General features: G+C 66.1%; 11 protein-coding genes. 7 read left to right on the top strand and 4 right to left on the bottom strand.

Translation table 11 applies throughout. The features are described 5' to 3' along the window. The first annotated feature begins 150 nt into the window (after window positions 1-150). The 4 genes from M1E07_RS06540 (at window position 151) to M1E07_RS06525 (ending at window position 5,110) form a co-directional block, all read left to right on the top strand. Window positions 151-1,146 (top strand): hypothetical protein, encoded by a 996-nt coding sequence (locus tag M1E07_RS06540; RefSeq protein WP_461189447.1) that lies wholly within the window; start codon window positions 151-153, stop codon window positions 1,144-1,146. Window positions 1,147-1,242: 96 nt separating this feature from the next. After that, window positions 1,243-3,087 (top strand): beta strand repeat-containing protein, encoded by a 1,845-nt coding sequence (locus M1E07_RS06535; protein ID WP_461189446.1) that lies wholly within the window; start codon window positions 1,243-1,245, stop codon window positions 3,085-3,087. A 293-nt stretch (window positions 3,088-3,380) separates the two neighbouring features. Beyond that, window positions 3,381-4,604 (top strand): serine/threonine-protein kinase, encoded by a 1,224-nt coding sequence (locus M1E07_RS06530; protein WP_461190341.1) that lies wholly within the window; start codon window positions 3,381-3,383, stop codon window positions 4,602-4,604. Then, entirely contained in the window at window positions 4,601-5,110 is a 510-nt protein-coding gene (locus tag M1E07_RS06525) for a hypothetical protein (RefSeq protein ID WP_461189445.1), read from the top strand. Before M1E07_RS06530 ends, M1E07_RS06525 begins: the two co-directional genes overlap by 4 nt. 151 nt (window positions 5,111-5,261) lie before the next feature. Here the strand turns inward: M1E07_RS06525 and M1E07_RS06520 are convergent, their stop codons facing one another. Continuing rightward, a complete protein-coding gene (locus M1E07_RS06520; protein WP_461189444.1) occupies window positions 5,262-7,481 on the bottom strand; it encodes an NADP-dependent isocitrate dehydrogenase in 2,220 nt (739 codons plus the stop codon). Between the two features lie 358 nt (window positions 7,482-7,839). On the opposite strand from M1E07_RS06520, the gene M1E07_RS06515 reads away from it, so the two are divergent. Further along, complete coding sequence (locus M1E07_RS06515; RefSeq protein WP_461189443.1) at window positions 7,840-8,805, top strand: trypsin-like serine peptidase; 966 nt, start codon at window positions 7,840-7,842, stop codon at window positions 8,803-8,805. 238 nt (window positions 8,806-9,043) lie between these two features. On the opposite strand, the gene purH is transcribed toward M1E07_RS06515, so the two are convergent. Then, a complete protein-coding gene (gene purH, locus M1E07_RS06510) occupies window positions 9,044-10,729 on the bottom strand; it encodes a bifunctional phosphoribosylaminoimidazolecarboxamide formyltransferase/IMP cyclohydrolase (RefSeq protein WP_461189442.1) in 1,686 nt (561 codons plus the stop codon). Between the two features lie 152 nt (window positions 10,730-10,881). On the opposite strand from purH, the gene M1E07_RS06505 reads away from it, so the two are divergent. Next, a complete protein-coding gene (locus M1E07_RS06505) occupies window positions 10,882-12,234 on the top strand; it encodes an MFS transporter (protein ID WP_461189441.1) in 1,353 nt (450 codons plus the stop codon). Between the two features lie 155 nt (window positions 12,235-12,389). Here M1E07_RS06505 and purN read toward each other — a convergent pair whose 3' ends face one another. Then, window positions 12,390-12,962: a phosphoribosylglycinamide formyltransferase gene (gene purN, locus M1E07_RS06500; RefSeq protein ID WP_461189440.1), complete on the bottom strand. Its 573-nt coding sequence runs from the start codon at window positions 12,960-12,962 to the stop codon at window positions 12,390-12,392. A gap of 39 nt (window positions 12,963-13,001) precedes the next feature. Between purN and M1E07_RS06495 the strand changes: the two genes are divergently transcribed. Next, window positions 13,002-13,433 (top strand): hypothetical protein, encoded by a 432-nt coding sequence (locus M1E07_RS06495; RefSeq protein ID WP_461189439.1) that lies wholly within the window; start codon window positions 13,002-13,004, stop codon window positions 13,431-13,433. A 47-nt stretch (window positions 13,434-13,480) separates the two neighbouring features. On the opposite strand, the gene M1E07_RS06490 is transcribed toward M1E07_RS06495, so the two are convergent. Next, a complete protein-coding gene (locus M1E07_RS06490; protein WP_461189438.1) occupies window positions 13,481-14,794 on the bottom strand; it encodes a cell division protein PerM in 1,314 nt (437 codons plus the stop codon). Window positions 14,795-14,906 lie beyond the last annotated feature (112 nt).

Below are 14,906 nucleotides of genomic sequence, written 5' to 3'. Positions count from 1 at the left end.
TCGTGACATCGTTGCTCACTGTCGTCATGGGGTGGAAGAAAAAGCAGCTTCAGTTAGTCAATTTGTTTTTCGATTTGCCTGGACTTCCTGCAACATTTGGTTTTAGGCTGTTGGCAATCGTCGAATGCACCGGTACTGGGGGTGGTACGCATGGCTATGGCTCGTTCTTCGTGGCCTGCCCTGCGTCCTGTGCTTCTTGCCGGCGCGGCGACCCTGACCTGGCTGACGTTTTCATCTCCGGCTGCTTCAGCGGATGCGGTCTCTGACACCGCGTCGCTGTTGGGCGGGGTGACCAGTTCGGTGTCCTCGGTAACGGACAGACTTGCCGGCCCTGCACCCGCCGCCCCTGCGGCGCCCGCTGCCCCCGCCGCCGCTGCTGCGGCGCCCGCTCAGGGTTTGCTGACGCCGGTGGCCGGTCAGGTTGCCGGGCTCCCGGATCATATCGTCGCAGCAGTACCGGTGGTGAACCAGGTGGTTCCCGCCGGTGCCGTAGCGGCCGTTGCGGTTCCCGTTGCCGGTGCTGCTGACGGAGCCACCGCAGCAGTGGTGGACGGTGTTGTGCCGCCTGTGGCCGGGGCTGTTCCAGTTCTCGAACCCGTTCTGCAGCCCGTCGCTGATGTGGTGACCGGCACCGCACCGCTGCCCGCAGCGGTGCCCGACCTGCCCGTCGTCCCCGATGGTGCGGACCCTGCCGGAGGTGCCGGTCTTGCCGATGGCGCCACGGCCGTCCCCGTAGAACCCCAAGTCCCGGCAGCGGATCCGGGGCCTGCCAGTGAGGGCCCGGCCCCTGTCGGCCTGCCCGTTGGTGACGCTGTGGGAGGCCCGGGTCCGGCTGCCTCCGGTGCCGGTGCCGGTGCGGTTGCCCCGGCGGGTACGTCGTCCCCGCTCTTGGCCCCCGCCGCCGCATCTGACGGCGGGGTTGGGCAGCAGGACACCGCTGACCCTTCGCCGGTCCCTGCCCAGGCTCCCGCCGTCCCGGGGTCGGGTGCCGGAAGCGGCACGTCCGCTGCCGGTGCCTTCGGTGCGGCGGCCTGGCTGAGCCCCTTCAGCTTTGATCTTCCTGTTCCCGGTGCCTTCCGCGCCGGTGAAACCTCTGAGCATGTCCCTGCACCGGTGTCCCTGGACCCCGGTTCCTCTCCTGATTAGTTGAGACCCGTCTGCCCCCTCTGGGTGCGGCAGAAGACGGCTATTGCGGGTTGCTGACAAGCGCCCCTGACCTCAACTTTTTCAGGAGACATCATCATGAGTTCGAACCTTCGCAGGGGGATGCTCGGCACCCTCTTTGCCGGCGGGCTTCTGGCCTTCGGCTGCACCGCGGCGAACGCCGCGGACACCACCAGCGGTCCGGATCTTTCCGCGTCCGCCCTCATCTCGGCGGCGGCGTCCGCTGACACGGCGTCGTTGGGCCTGCTGGGTGACCCAACGCCGTCGGAGTCAACGGCCGTCGCCGCCGTAGTCAACGCCGCCGTGGACCTCGGAGCCAGCACCACTGACGACCAAACCACCAGCCCCGACCTCACAGCAGCAGCGGTCGTGGACCTCGGCCTGGGCAACACCGTCACCGGTGCAACTGCTCCGGCCGCGACCGACCTCACCGCCGCCGCGGACGTAGCCGTCGACCTCGGAAACGGGACCGGCCAAGCCGCCAGCCCCGACCTCGCCGCAGCAGCCGTCGTGGACCTCGGTCTCGGCAACACCGTCACCGGTGCAACGGCCCCGGCCGCGACCGACCTCACCGCCGCCGCGGACGTAGCCGTCGACCTCGGAAACGGGACCGGCCAAGCCACCAGCCCCGACCTCGCCGCAGCAGCCGTCGTGGACCTCAGTCTCGGCAACACCGTCACCGGTGCAACGGCCCCGGCCGCGACCGACCTCACCGCCGCCGCGGACGTAGCCGTCGACCTCGCGGGCGTCAACGGTGCCACCGATGGAGTCACCACCGGCGGCCTCGACGCCATAGCAGACGTCAGCCTCGGCGGCACCAGTGGTGCCACTGATGGCGTCACCACTGGTGGTGTCGATGCCCTTGCGGACGTTAGCCTCGGGGGCGTCAACGGTGCCACTGATGGCGTCACCACTGGTGGTGTCGATGCCCTCGTGGACGTCAGCCTCGACGGCGTCAACGGTGCCACTGATGGAGTCACCACTGGTGGTGTCGATGCCCTCGTGGACGTCAGCCTCGGCGGCACCAACGGTGCCACCAACGGACTCACGACCGGCGGCATCGACGCCCTTGTGGACCTCAGCCTCGGCGGCGTCAACGGTAGCGATGGCACCACCGACGGACTCACGACCGGTGGCCTCGATGCCCTCGTGGACGTCAGCCTCGGCGGCACCAACGGCACTGATGGAACCACCGACGGACTCACGACCGGCGGCCTCGACGCCCTCGTGGACGTCAGCCTCGGCGGCACCGATGGCAGCGTTGGCACCACCGACGGACTCACGACCGGCGGCCTCGACGCCCTCGTGGACGTCAGCCTCGGCGGCACCAACGGCGCCACCGACGGAGTCACCCCCGGCGGCCTCGACGCCGTAGCAGACGCAGTGGTCGGTGTTGGCACCGGCAACACCGGAAGCACCGGTGGACTGGTTGCCGACCTTGACCTGGGCCTGGACCTTGGCCTGGGACTGGGACTGGGCAGTGGCGGCAATGGCACGGAGAACCCCGGCGCCGGCACACCCGGCACGGAGAACCCCGGCACCGAGACCCCCGGCACGGAGACCCCGGGTGACGGCAACACCGGAGGCACCGGCGCCGTCGACCCCGACACGGACACCCCCGGTCCCAACACTCCGGGCACAAACACCCCAGGCAACGGCGCCACGGACACGGGCACGGGCAATGGTTCCGGCACCGGCACTGCAGGCGCCGGCGGCTTCTCCGCAGCACCGGCCGGGTCCACCGCAGTAGGCGGCGCCATCGCCCTTGACACCACCGCCCGCACCACCCCTGCCCAGACAGGCACCAACCAGGGCGCCAACACCCTGGCCAACACCGGCGCGGACGCCTCCCTGGTCCCGCTGGCCCTGCTGCTCCTGGCAGCAGGAATCCTCCTCATGCTCCGCAAGCGCAAGGTCTCCTAGGACACCCAACGTTTGCTGGCCGTGCCTGCACCATGCGCCTGAAACGGCAGCAAAAAGCAGGCTGAGCGGAAGGAGGACCCCGCAAAACACAAAAACACACCCAACAACACAAACATGTCATCAGCACACATGTCCTTGTGGCCGGTGGCCCGGCAGCGAAACAGACACACAGTCTCGCCGCCGGGCCCCCGGCATGTCACAGAACAGAAGCTCAAGGCCAATCGTTCCGTTTACTTCACCGCCCGTATAATTTGGTGTACGACAGTGCCGCAGCGCACCGGGAGGAACGGGTCATGGTGGCGGAATCGCCTAGCTCCATCAAGAATGAAGTGGTCGGCGGACGTTATCGGTTGGGCGAAGTTATTGGCCGCGGCGGAATGTCATCGGTTTACTGTGCGCGGGACGAGAACCTGGGCCGCGATGTTGCCCTGAAGCTCTTTGCCCCGCAGGCTCCGGACGCCGACGAATTGAAGCGGCAGGAAGCGGAAATCCAGCTTCTGGCGACACTCAACCATCCGGGGCTTGTCACTCTTTTCGACGCCGGGATCGATGACCGGATTCCGGATGAGCCCAGGCCGTTCCTGACCATGGAACTGGTGGAAGGCCAAGACCTTCGCGCCAGGATCCGGCACAGCTTCGTCCCCTTGGAGGAACTCTCAGTAGTCGGGGCAGGCGTGGCTGATGCCCTGGCTTATGTCCACGGTCTCGGGATCATCCACCGCGACATCAAACCCGCCAATATCCTGCTGGTTCAGATCCGACCCGGAGAGTCGCTGCGCCCCAAGCTCACGGACTTCGGCATTGCCCGCATTGCGGACTCCACCCGGCTCACGGCCACGGGAACAATGGTGGGCACCGCCGCCTACCTCAGCCCGGAACAAGCTTTGGGCCAGCCCCTCTCCCCCGCCTCGGACATCTACTCCTTCGGGCTCGTGTTGCTGGAATGCATCAAGGGCACGGTCGAATATCCGGGCGGCGCCGTTGAATCCGCCGTGGCGCGCCTTCACCGTGCACCGGAGATTCCCGAGGACTTGCCGGCCGAGTGGTCTGACCTGATTCGCTCCATGACGGCCATCGAACCACTGGAGCGCCCAGCGGCCGCGGACATCGAGACCGTCCTCAGGCAGGCATTGGTTTCGCCCGCGTCCACCCCCGGGGAACTTGTTCCGGAGACCACGAGGGTCCTGCCGGCCATGCCGTTCCACCCGCCCTCCATCACCGCTGAAGAGTCGGTGGATGAACTGCGTGAGGCAGCCGGCCCGGTAGACCAGGTCTCTCCGGTCGCCCCTGGCCAAGACATTAAGGGCAAGCAGCCCAAAAAGGAGCGGTCCGCAGGGGCCCGGCGCAAACGCCTGTGGCTGGCAGTGCTTATCGGGGCCGTGGTGATAGCCGCGGCCGTAGCGGCGGTGTTGGCGAGCCTGTCCGCCCAGTCCACGCCCGACGTCGTGCCCTACCCCACCGTGACCGGCGTCCTTGGCGAGCATCTGGAGGAACTGCAGAAGAGCGTGGAACCGTGAGCTTGAAGCTGCGCGGCAGGCACGTGCAGGTTGTGACGGCGTGGACGTCCGCCGTGCTGGCGGCCGGGCTTCTGGCTGGCTGCGGTCCCAGCGACACGGGCCTGCAGACCGCCACTGCCCGGCAGCTCCAGGCGCGCGTCCTGGAAGTAAGCGAGGCTTCCTCAAGGAATGATCCCGCCACCGCCCTGAAAGCCCTTGAGGGTCTTGAGGCGGAGCTGGTTGCGGCGCAGGGCAAGGGCCTTTCCGAGGAGCGGCGCCAAACCATCACCACCATCGCAGCGGCCGTCCGCGCCGATCTGGAAGAGGCCGTCGCCGCATCCGCCAAGGCAGCAGAAGACGCTAAAATCGCACCGGGCCAGGCGGCCGCAGTAGCTTCATCGCCGTCCGCCGAAGCCCCGGCACCGGCACCGGCACCGGCTCCCGATCCTGCTCCGGCCCCCGCACCGGAAACCGATAACGATGACGACAAGAAGGACAACGAGGACAAGGGCAAGGGCAAAGACTAAACGCGAGCAATAAGGCCGCGACGGCCTGGCGTCAAATGCGAGCGAGCGCGTAAACCCTGCCCCATAAGAAAGAGGCGGTGCTCCCGGTATAACACCCGGGGGCACCGCCTCTCTTCGTATTGGCTGATCAGACTGCGAAGGCAGCCTTGCCCTAGCTCAGGGTGGCGAGGACCTTGTTCAGCGTGGCGGACGGGCGCATCACGGCGGAAGCCTTCGCGTCGTCCGGGTTGTAGTAGCCTCCGACGTCCACCGGCGAGCCCTGGACCTCGGCCAGCTCGTTGACGATCGTCTCCTCCTTGGACGAAAGCTCCCCGGCGACGGAACCGAAGGAGGCCGCCAGCTCGGCGTCGTCCGTCTGCTTGGCCAGCTCCTCTGCCCAGTAGCGGGCCAGGAAGTAGTGGCTGCCACGGTTGTCCAGTTCGCCTGCACGGCGGCTGGGCGACTTGTTCTCCAGCAGGAAGGTGCCGGTGGCGCGGTCCAGGGTGTCGGCCAGGACCTGGGCGCGGGCGTTGCCCGTGGTGGTGGCCAGGTGCTCGAAGCTCACGGCCAGGGCCAGGAACTCACCCAGGCTGTCCCAGCGCAGGTGGTTTTCCTTGAGCAGCTGCTGGACGTGCTTCGGCGCAGATCCGCCGGCGCCCGTCTCGAAGAGCCCGCCGCCGTTCATCAACGGAACAACGGACAGCATCTTGGCGCTGGTGCCCAGCTCCAGGATGGGGAACAGGTCCGTGAGGTAGTCGCGGAGGACGTTGCCGGAAACGGAGATGGTGTCCTCGCCCTTGCGGATGCGGTCCAGAGTGAACGCGATGGCCTTCACGGGGGACATGATCCGGATGTCCAGGCCCTCGGTGTCGTGGTCCTTCAGGTACTCGTTGACCTTGGCGATGAGGTTGGCGTCGTGGGCGCGTTCCTCGTCCAGCCAGAACACGGCCGGCGTCTGGGAAGCGCGGGCACGGGTGACGGCCAGCTTGACCCAGTCGCGGATGGGCAGGTCCTTGGTCTGGCAGGCGCGCCAGATGTCGCCCTCGGAGACCTGGTGTTCGATCAGGACGTTGCCGGAGCCGTCTACGATCTGCACGGTGCCGGCTTCCTGGAGTTCGAAGGTCTTGTCGTGGCTGCCGTATTCCTCGGCGGCCTGCGCCATGAGGCCCACGTTCGGCACGGTTCCCATGGTGGTGGGATCGTAGGCGCCGTTGGCGCGGCAGTCATCGAGGACCACCTGGTAGATGCCGGCGTAGGAGCTGTCCGGCAGCACGGCGAGGGTGTCGGCTTCCTTGCCGTCCGGGCCCCACATGTGGCCGGAGCTGCGGATCATGGCGGGCATGGATGCGTCCACGATGACGTCGCTGGGGACGTTCAGGGTGGTGATTCCCTTGTCCGAGTCCACCATGGCCAGGGCAGGACCCTCTTCGAGGCCCTTCTTGATGAGGGACTGGACGCCTTCACGGACGTCTTCCGGGAGGTCCTCGAGGCTGCTCAGGATGGCGGCGAGGCCATTGTTCGGGCTGATTCCGGCGGCGGCAAGCTGCTTGCCGTAGGTATCGAACAGCTCGGAGAAGTAGGCCTTGACCACGTGGCCGAAGATGATGGGGTCCGAGACCTTCATCATGGTGGCCTTAAGGTGGGCGGAGAAGAGGATGCCTTCTTCCTTGGCGCGGGCAACCTGGGCCTTCAGGAACTCGTCCAGGGCTGCGGCGCGCATCACGGTGCCGTCGATGACCTCGCCGGCCTGAACCGGGAAGGCCTTCTTCAGGACCTTGACCGAGCCGTCTTCGCGGACCAGCTGGATGGCGATGGTGCCTTCGGACTCGATGACAACGGACTTCTCGTTGGAGCGGAAGTCATCCTGGCCCATGGTGGCCACGTTCGTTTTCGAATCGGCGGTCCAGGCACCCATGGAGTGGGGGTTCTGGCGCGCGTAGTTCTTCACCGACAGGGGTGCGCGGCGGTCCGAGTTGCCCTCGCGCAGGACCGGGTTCACTGCCGAGCCCTTGATCTTGTCGTAGCGGGAGCGGACGGCCGTCTCCTCATCCGAGGACGGGTTGTCCGGGTAGTCCGGGAGGACGTAGCCCTGGCCCTGCAGTTCGGCGATGGCTGCCTTCAGCTGCGGAATGGAAGCGCTGATGTTGGGCAGCTTGATGATGTTGGCTTCCGGCGTCTTCGCCAGCTCACCGAGTTCAGCAAGGGCGTCACCGATCTGCTGCTCGGGGGTCAGGTAGTCACCGAAGACGGCGATGATGCGGCCGGCGAGCGAAATGTCGCGGGTCTCCACCTCCACACCTGCTGTCGAGGCAAACGCCTCAACGATGGGCAGGAACGAATAGGTAGCCAGCATCGGCGCTTCGTCGGTGTGGGTGTAGATAATCTTGGACATGCGCGGGCGTCTCCCTGTGGGTCGGCTTGGGTTGTGAAAGTTGTTCTGTTTCACCATGTATAACCTACCCGAGGACAAGGGTTTGAACCCTACTGGAGCTTCTCGGTTACCCTGCCGGCGGGCAGGATTACAGCGATGGAGAACGTACGACGGCGGCACGCGCCCGGGTGCCATGGCCCGCCGTCGCGCTTTTTCCTTAAGGTGAGCCGCAGTGCCCTTTGTCCGCGCTTGCCGCGTCGGGAAAAGGACGGAAGCACTAGCGGATACGCAGCTTTTATCTACAATGTTGTATTCGGCGATATGTTCGCCACGTCACTCCTGGCCCTCCCTGGGGCCCTCCCCGTTAGGACAGGACAACATGATTCTCACCAGGTCCTTGGTTTCCGGATTTCTTAGCCTCTCGGCAGCAGCCGCTCTAACCATCAGCGCCGCCGGCGGAGCTGCCGCTGCGCCCGACACGTCCGACGAGAAGAAAAACCCCGCGGTCGTCAGCGCGGTCCTGGACAGTACCGGCGTGGCGGACTATTGGACGGCTGACCGGATGCGGCAGGCGGTCTCAGGCGAGGTCCTTGCGGGTAAGGCGCTCGACCGCGGCAAGCGCTCGAGCGTGGACACCGTGAAGAAGGGCGAGAGCACCAAGGTCAAGGGCACCCGTGCCCAGGCTGGAACCGAAGCGTCCGTGCCGCACATCGGCAAGGTCTTCTTCACCATGGGCGGCTCCAACTACGTCTGCTCCGGCAACGCCCTCACCTCCAGAAACCGAAGCACCGTGGCCACAGCCGGCCATTGCGCCATGGACGGACTGGGACAGGAGGCTACGAACTTCATTTTTGTCCCCGCATATGAAAACGGCGTTGAACCCTACGGCAGGTGGACCGCCAAGGCCTTGTACGCACCCATCGAGTGGAGCTCCAAGGGCGACATGACATACGACACCGCTTTCGCCGTGATGGCCCCGGATGAGGACGGCCGGCTCCTGACCGACGTGGTGGGCGGTTCGGGCGCAGCGTTCAACCAGGACCAGGGGCTGACGTACACGTCGTACGGTTATCCCGCCTCGAGTCCGTTCGACGGAATGACTCTTAGGAGCTGCACAGGCACGGGCACCGCTGACACCATCAACCCGCAATTCGGCACTCAGGGCATTCCCTGCGACATGAACGGCGGCTCTTCCGGCGGCCCGTGGTTTATCGGCTCCGGCCCGGCCGGCCTGCAAAACTCGGTCAACAGCTACGGCTATAAGGGCGCCAATGTCTTGTACGGCCCGTACTGGGGCAACGTCATTAAAGCAACGTACGGCATCGCGGAAAAGAGTCGTAACTAAGCCACGTAACGCCGACGGCGCCTGTCCCCCGCGAAGGGGACAGGCGCCGTCGGCGTTTCACATCCAGGCCCCAGGCCGGCAGGGTTTCCTGGCCGAGCCTGCGGGGCCAGGAAACCGGTAGGTGGGCCCAGGCCGGCAGGGTTCCCTGGCCGAGCTTGCGGGGCCAGGGAGCCGGTGGGTGGGCCCACGCCGGCAGGGTTCCCTGGCCGAGCTTGCGAGGTTAGGGAGCCGGTGGGGCCTAGTGGAAAAAGTGGCGGGCCCCGGTGAAGTACATGGTCACGCCGGCTGCGTTGGCTGCGGCGATGACTTCCTCATCGCGCACCGAACCGCCGGGCTGGACCACGGCGCGGACCCCGGCGTCGACCAGGATCTGCAGTCCGTCCGCAAACGGGAAGAAGGCGTCCGAGGCTGCAACGGCGCCGCGGGCGCGCTGGGGTGCGCCGCTCGCGTCGGCGTTAGAGGCCCCGCCGGCACCTTCGACGTCGGACTCCACCGTCACGCCAAGCGTGTTGGCCCGCTCCACGGCCAGGCGGCAGGAGTCCAGGCGGTTGACCTGGCCCATGCCGATACCTACGGCAGCGCCGTCCTGGGCAAGGAGAATGGCGTTGGACTTGGCGGCGCGGCAGGCCGTCCAGGCGAAGGCCAGATCCGCGAGGGTCTTGTCGTCCGCGGCTTCACCGGCAGCAAGGGTCCAGTTGGCGGGGTTGTCGCCAACGGCATCAACCTTGTCACTGACCTGGACCAGGACGCCGCCGGATACCTGGCGGATCTCTGACGGGTAGCGGCCATAGCCTTCTGGCAGGGCGAGCAGGCGGATGTTCTTCTTCTTGGACAGGATCTCCACGGCCTCAGGATCAAAGCCCGGGGCGATGACAACCTCGGTGAAGATGTCCTTGACGGTGTTTGCCATGCCGGCAGTCACCGTGCGGTTGGCAGCGATGACGCCCCCGAACGCGGAGACGGGATCGCAGGCGTGGGCCTTGGCGTGTGCGTCGGCGATGGGATCAGCGGCATCCGCGGAACCAACGGCTACGCCGCAGGGGTTTGCGTGCTTGATGATGGCCACGGCCGGCTCGGCGAAATCGAAGGCGGCGCGGAGGGCGGCGTCGGCGTCCACAAAGTTGTTGTAGCTCATGGCCTTGCCGTGCAGCTGGTCGGCCTGGGCGATGCCGGCGGGCGCAGCTTTGTCGACGTAAAGGGCAGCCTGCTGGTGCGGGTTCTCGCCATAGCGGAGGACCTCGGAGCGCTCCAGCGAGAGGCCGGCGTAGGCGGGCCAGTCGATGACGCCGTCGCCGTCCTCATCGAGGAACTGGCTTGCGGTCCAGGTGGCCACGGCGTTGTCGTAGGAGGCCGTGTGGGCGAACGCCTTGGCGGCTAGCCGGCGTCGTGTATTCAGGTCAAAGCCGCCCTCAGCGGCTGCGGTAACCACCTGTCCGTAGAAGGAGGGATCCACGACGATGGCGACAGCGGCATGGTTCTTCGCGGCGGAGCGCACCATGGCGGGGCCGCCGATGTCGATCTGTTCGACGACGTCGTCCTGGGCAGCGCCGGACTTGACGGTTTCCACGAACGGGTAGAGGTTCACCACCACCAGATCGAAAGGCTCGATCTCCATGTTGACCAGCGTCTCCATATGCGCCTCTACGCGGCGGTCGGCCAGGATGCCGCCGTGAACGCGCGGGTGCAGCGTCTTGACGCGGCCGTCCAGCATTTCCGGCGAGCCGGTAACTTCCTCGACCTCCTGGACGGGGATGCCAGCGGCGGCAATCTTCTTGGCGGTGGACCCGGTGGAAACCAGCTTCACTCCCGCTGCATGCAGGCCCTGGGCGAGCTCCTCCAGACCGGTCTTGTCGTAAACCGAGATCAAGGCCCGGCGGATGGGAACACGGTCAATGGATACGCGCTCATGCTGCGTGAAGCTCACAAATGTCTCCGTCTTATGTCGCGGAACAGTGCCGCGGTTGGTGGGGATAGGGCCAGTTTATCGCGAAGTGCAGTTTGCCCCCTGTGAAGGCTTCGTGAATGCGGAAGTGTGAACGACACCGGGCCCGGCTAGAGTTCTTTCAGGAGGCTGCGATGAATACTTACACCACTGTGCCGAGCGGCGAGCAGGTGGTCCAGGAGCTGCCCTGGCGATGGAAAGTCCAGGGCAGGATCTTTCTGATCGGCGGCCTCGGTTTTATGTTTGATGCCTGGGACGTGACACTGAACGGCATCCTCATTCCGTTGCTCTCCACGCACTGGGCCCTTTCCCCCGGCGAAGTGGCGTGGGTAGGGACATCCAACCTGATCGGGATGGCCCTTGGCGCTTTCGTCTGGGGCACCATCGCGGACACCATCGGACGAAAAAAGGCGTTTACTGCAACGCTGCTGATCTTCTCCCTTTTTACCGTGTTCGGCGCCTTCTCCCCCGACTTCATCTGGTTCTGCATCTTCCGGTTTATGGCGGGGTTCGGCCTTGGCGGCTGCATCCCGGTGGACTACGCCCTGGTGGGTGAGTTCACTCCCCGGAAGCAGCGCGGCAAGGTGCTCACGGCCATGGACGGCTGGTGGCCGGTGGGGGCCGCCCTGGCCGGTTTTGTGTCCGCAGGGCTCGTGGCCCTGTACGGCGACTGGCGGCTGACCATGCTGGTGATGGTCCTGCCGGCACTGCTCGTATTTTGGGTCCGCCGGAGCGTCCCGGAGTCCCCGCTGTTCCTCATCCGCAAGGGCCGGCGTGAAGAAGCGGCCAAGGTCATCGATGATCTGGTAACCGCAACGGGGGCGGAAGCCCGTGCCTACAGCCTGCCCGAGGCCAAGGAAGTGCCCCGCCTTTCCGCCGGCAGTGCCTGGCACCAGCTGCGCCTGGTGTGGCAGTACAACTGGAAAATCACCGCTGCGGCCTGGTCGCTGTTCTTCTCTATCCTGCTGGTCTACTACCTGTCCCTTACCTGGATGCCGCGGATCCTCATTGGTGCCGGCTTTGCCGAGTACAAAGCGTTCGTCACCACCGCGTCCATGGCCGCCGTCGGACTGTTGGGGGTTGTTGTGGCAGCCCTGCTGGTGGAGCGGGTGGGCCGTAAATGGATCCTTGCCGTCACGGGGCCGTTGTCTGCGCTGACCCTGGTGATCGTGGCCATCGTGGTGGATATCCCCACGGCAGCGGTGTTCTGGCTCCTGGTGTTCGGGTTCGTGGTGCAGGTGGCCATCCCGGTGCTGTACGCCTACGTTTCGGAGCTCTACCCCACCGAGCTGCGCGGTACGGGCTTCGGCTGGGCGTCCACGTTCTCTCGGCTTGGCGCGGGCTTCGGGCCTTTGATTCTCGCGAACTACTTCTGGCCCGAGCTGGGCCTGGCCACGTCCTTCGCCCTGGCCGGCGGTTTGGTGCTGCTGGCCGTGCTGTGGATGGCGTTCTTCTCCCCGGAGACCAAGCAGCGCCGCCTCGAGTAGGAGGCCAGCGACACCCTCCTTCAATTTCGACGCGGACGTTCCGCGGCGCACACCGAATTTCCGGTGCGCCAAAGCGTTTGCGCCGCGAATAGGAACATGCGCGTCGACGGCGCTGCGGTGGGCGAAGATCAGCCGTGCGAGGGGTTGGGTTAGGTTCAGGCGCGGTGTGCGGCGGCAAGGGTCGCCAAAGTGGACACCAGCAACCGGCGCTCCACCACCTTGATGCGCTCGTGCAGGGTTTCCTCGGTGTCGGATTCCTGGATGGCCACGGCCTCCTGGGCGATGATGGGCCCGGTGTCCACGCCGGCGTCCGCCCAGTGCACGGTGCACCCTGTGACCTTCACGCCGTAGGCCATGGCGTCCCGCACGCCGTGGGCGCCCGGGAAGGCCGGAAGCAAGGCAGGATGGGTGTTGAGGTACTTGCCGTTGAACGCGTCGATGAACTCCGGGCTCACAATCCGCATAAATCCGGAAGAGACCACCACATCCGGCTCGAACCCCGCCACGGCCCCGGTCAGCGCGGCGTTCCATTCAGCCCGGTCCGGGTAGTCCTTGAAGTCCACCACAAAGGTGGGGATGCCGGCCGCTGCGGACCGCTCCACCCCGAAAGTGCCCGGCCGATCGGCACCGACGGCGGCGATTTCGACGTCCAGTTCCCCTGCCTTAACCGCGTCGATAACTGCCTGGAGGTTGGACCCGGTTCCGGAAACGAGGACGACGATACGCATGGCACTAGCTTATGGGCAGGCTCGCGTAGGCTGGAAAACATGAACACCACACCGGAACCGGCTGGGCGGCAGCGCACCAAACAGCCGCTCAGCGAGGCGGCAAAGGCCTCGCTCGGCAAGACCCACACCCTTTTCCGGATCTTCGTGGTGACGGTGCTGGGCGCCTTCTTTGTCTACCAGCTGGACGTCAGCTACCTCTGGCTGTCCGCACTCCTGACAGCGGCCAGCATTGCCCTTGGTGTGGTGCTGCTGGTCCGCGCTGCACGCTTGAAGGAGTCCCGCCTCATCCTCATCGGCACCATTTCGGGGCTGGTGGTGTCCGCGATCATGGTGCTGCTGATCCTGGTCACCTCACTGTTCTTCGACGAAGTGCGCGAGTACCAGGCGTGTGTTGGCCGGGCGCTGACGGACCAGGCGCAGACGGCATGCCGGGTGCAGCTCGAAGGATCGCTGCCCTCGCAGCTGCCCTAGGAACCGGCAGCTCCCTAAGGGCGGCGCTTCAAGCGGGGCACCGCACCCTACCGGACCAGTTCGGCGTCTTCTTCCTTTGCCGCCTGCTCCCGTTCCAGCCAGGGTCCCGCCGCGTAGCCAATGACGACGCCGGCACCCACTTCCGCCGCCACCCAGACTCCCGTCCAGAAAGGGTCGGGACCAATATCCGTAAGGCGTCCGATTCCCGCTGAGCCGCGCGCCAGCCACGCCAGGCCGGCGGTCAGCAGCCCGGCAGCCAGCCCGCAGAGCACGCCAAGCACGAGCGTCGATATGGTTGCGGTGAACCAGCGCGCGCGGACCTTGATGGCCAGCCATTCGTCGAAGTGGTTCTCCCCTTCACGGAGGAACCACCAGCCCGCCAGGACACCGGCCAGCACCGGAACGATCAGGGCAACAAAGGCGTAATCCAAGGAGCCCGACGGGATGGCGGCAAGCACCGGAATGGAAGGCAGCGGACCGGCCGCAGTGCCCAACGGGCCCACCTGGGAACCGGCGCCCATGGCAAAGCCGGAGCCCGAGGTCCAGGCCAGCGCGAAAACGACGAGGTTGGGCAGGAAGCCCAACTCCGCAATGGTGAGGGCGGCACCGCCCACCACGCCGGCGTCGAGCGCTTCGTAGACCGCAAGCACCAGGTTCCAGTGGATAAACAAATCAATGGCCAGCAGCACCGCAGCCAGTGCAAGGGCCGAAAGTACGGCCACAAAACCGGCCTTCGCGGCCGAGGCGAGGTAAGACCCTGCCCAGCGGGAGTGCTGGCTGGTGCGGGAAATCCAGTCCACAGCGTCGACGCCGATGAGCCGGCTCCATGAGCCCGCCTCCCGCCGTGCGCCGATCACCATACCCAGGGCGTAGGGAATAAGGGGGATGAACATCGCCTGCCAGGGGCTAATGCCGACGTCGGGTGTGCGGCAGATAAAGCCTGTAGCCGCTCCGAAGGCCGAGTACACCACCCAGGACCCAAGGAGTGCCTGCCACAGCTGGTCCGTATAGGAGGCCCGGGCCAGCCGGCGGCCGGCCCGCCAAGCGAGCAGGAAAGGGATTAGCGTCAAACCAAGCGGAATGAGCGTGAGCAGCCCGGCCCCGGAAGCGGCGGCGGCGTCCGAACCGGCGGCAGTGAGTTCCAGGGGTACACCGTGGACCACCAGCCAGGACTGCCCGGCCAGGCGCGCCAGGGAGTCGACGGCGCCGTCCTGAAATCCGGCGGTAGCCCAGACAGCAAGAATCGGAGCAAGCACCACCAGTGCCGAGATGATGGCTGCCTGGGCCGTTTCGATGGCACCCTGCAGCCACAAGGGCATGGGAAGGCCACGGTCTCCGGTCTGATCAGCGCGCAGTTTCATCGTTGTCCATGGTGTCACGATGGTGCCGCCGAGCCCGTGACCGACAGGCACAACCCCGGAGCTGGCTGCTCGTTCAATGGGGCCCTGCACCGGCGCTTTTCGGAGAGGTCCG

This window comes from Arthrobacter sp. Z4-13 (assembly GCF_054792705.1).
Note: the sequence above shows the minus strand (reverse complement) of the source record. Positions and strands in the feature narration are given on the sequence as shown.

Coding starts and splice junctions, on each gene's coding strand:
- M1E07_RS06515 (WP_461189443.1), top strand. CDS start 7,840: ATGATTCTCACCAGGTCCTTGGTTTCCGGATTTCTTAGCCTCTCGGCA.
- purN (WP_461189440.1), bottom strand. CDS start 12,962: ATGCGTATCGTCGTCCTCGTTTCCGGAACCGGGTCCAACCTCCAGGCA.
- M1E07_RS06490 (WP_461189438.1), bottom strand. CDS start 14,794: ATGAAACTGCGCGCTGATCAGACCGGAGACCGTGGCCTTCCCATGCCC.
- M1E07_RS06505 (WP_461189441.1), top strand. CDS start 10,882: ATGAATACTTACACCACTGTGCCGAGCGGCGAGCAGGTGGTCCAGGAG.
- M1E07_RS06535 (WP_461189446.1), top strand. CDS start 1,243: ATGAGTTCGAACCTTCGCAGGGGGATGCTCGGCACCCTCTTTGCCGGC.
- M1E07_RS06520 (WP_461189444.1), bottom strand. CDS start 7,481: ATGTCCAAGATTATCTACACCCACACCGACGAAGCGCCGATGCTGGCT.
- M1E07_RS06540 (WP_461189447.1), top strand. CDS start 151: ATGGCTATGGCTCGTTCTTCGTGGCCTGCCCTGCGTCCTGTGCTTCTT.
- M1E07_RS06530 (WP_461190341.1), top strand. CDS start 3,381: ATGGTGGCGGAATCGCCTAGCTCCATCAAGAATGAAGTGGTCGGCGGA.
- M1E07_RS06495 (WP_461189439.1), top strand. CDS start 13,002: ATGAACACCACACCGGAACCGGCTGGGCGGCAGCGCACCAAACAGCCG.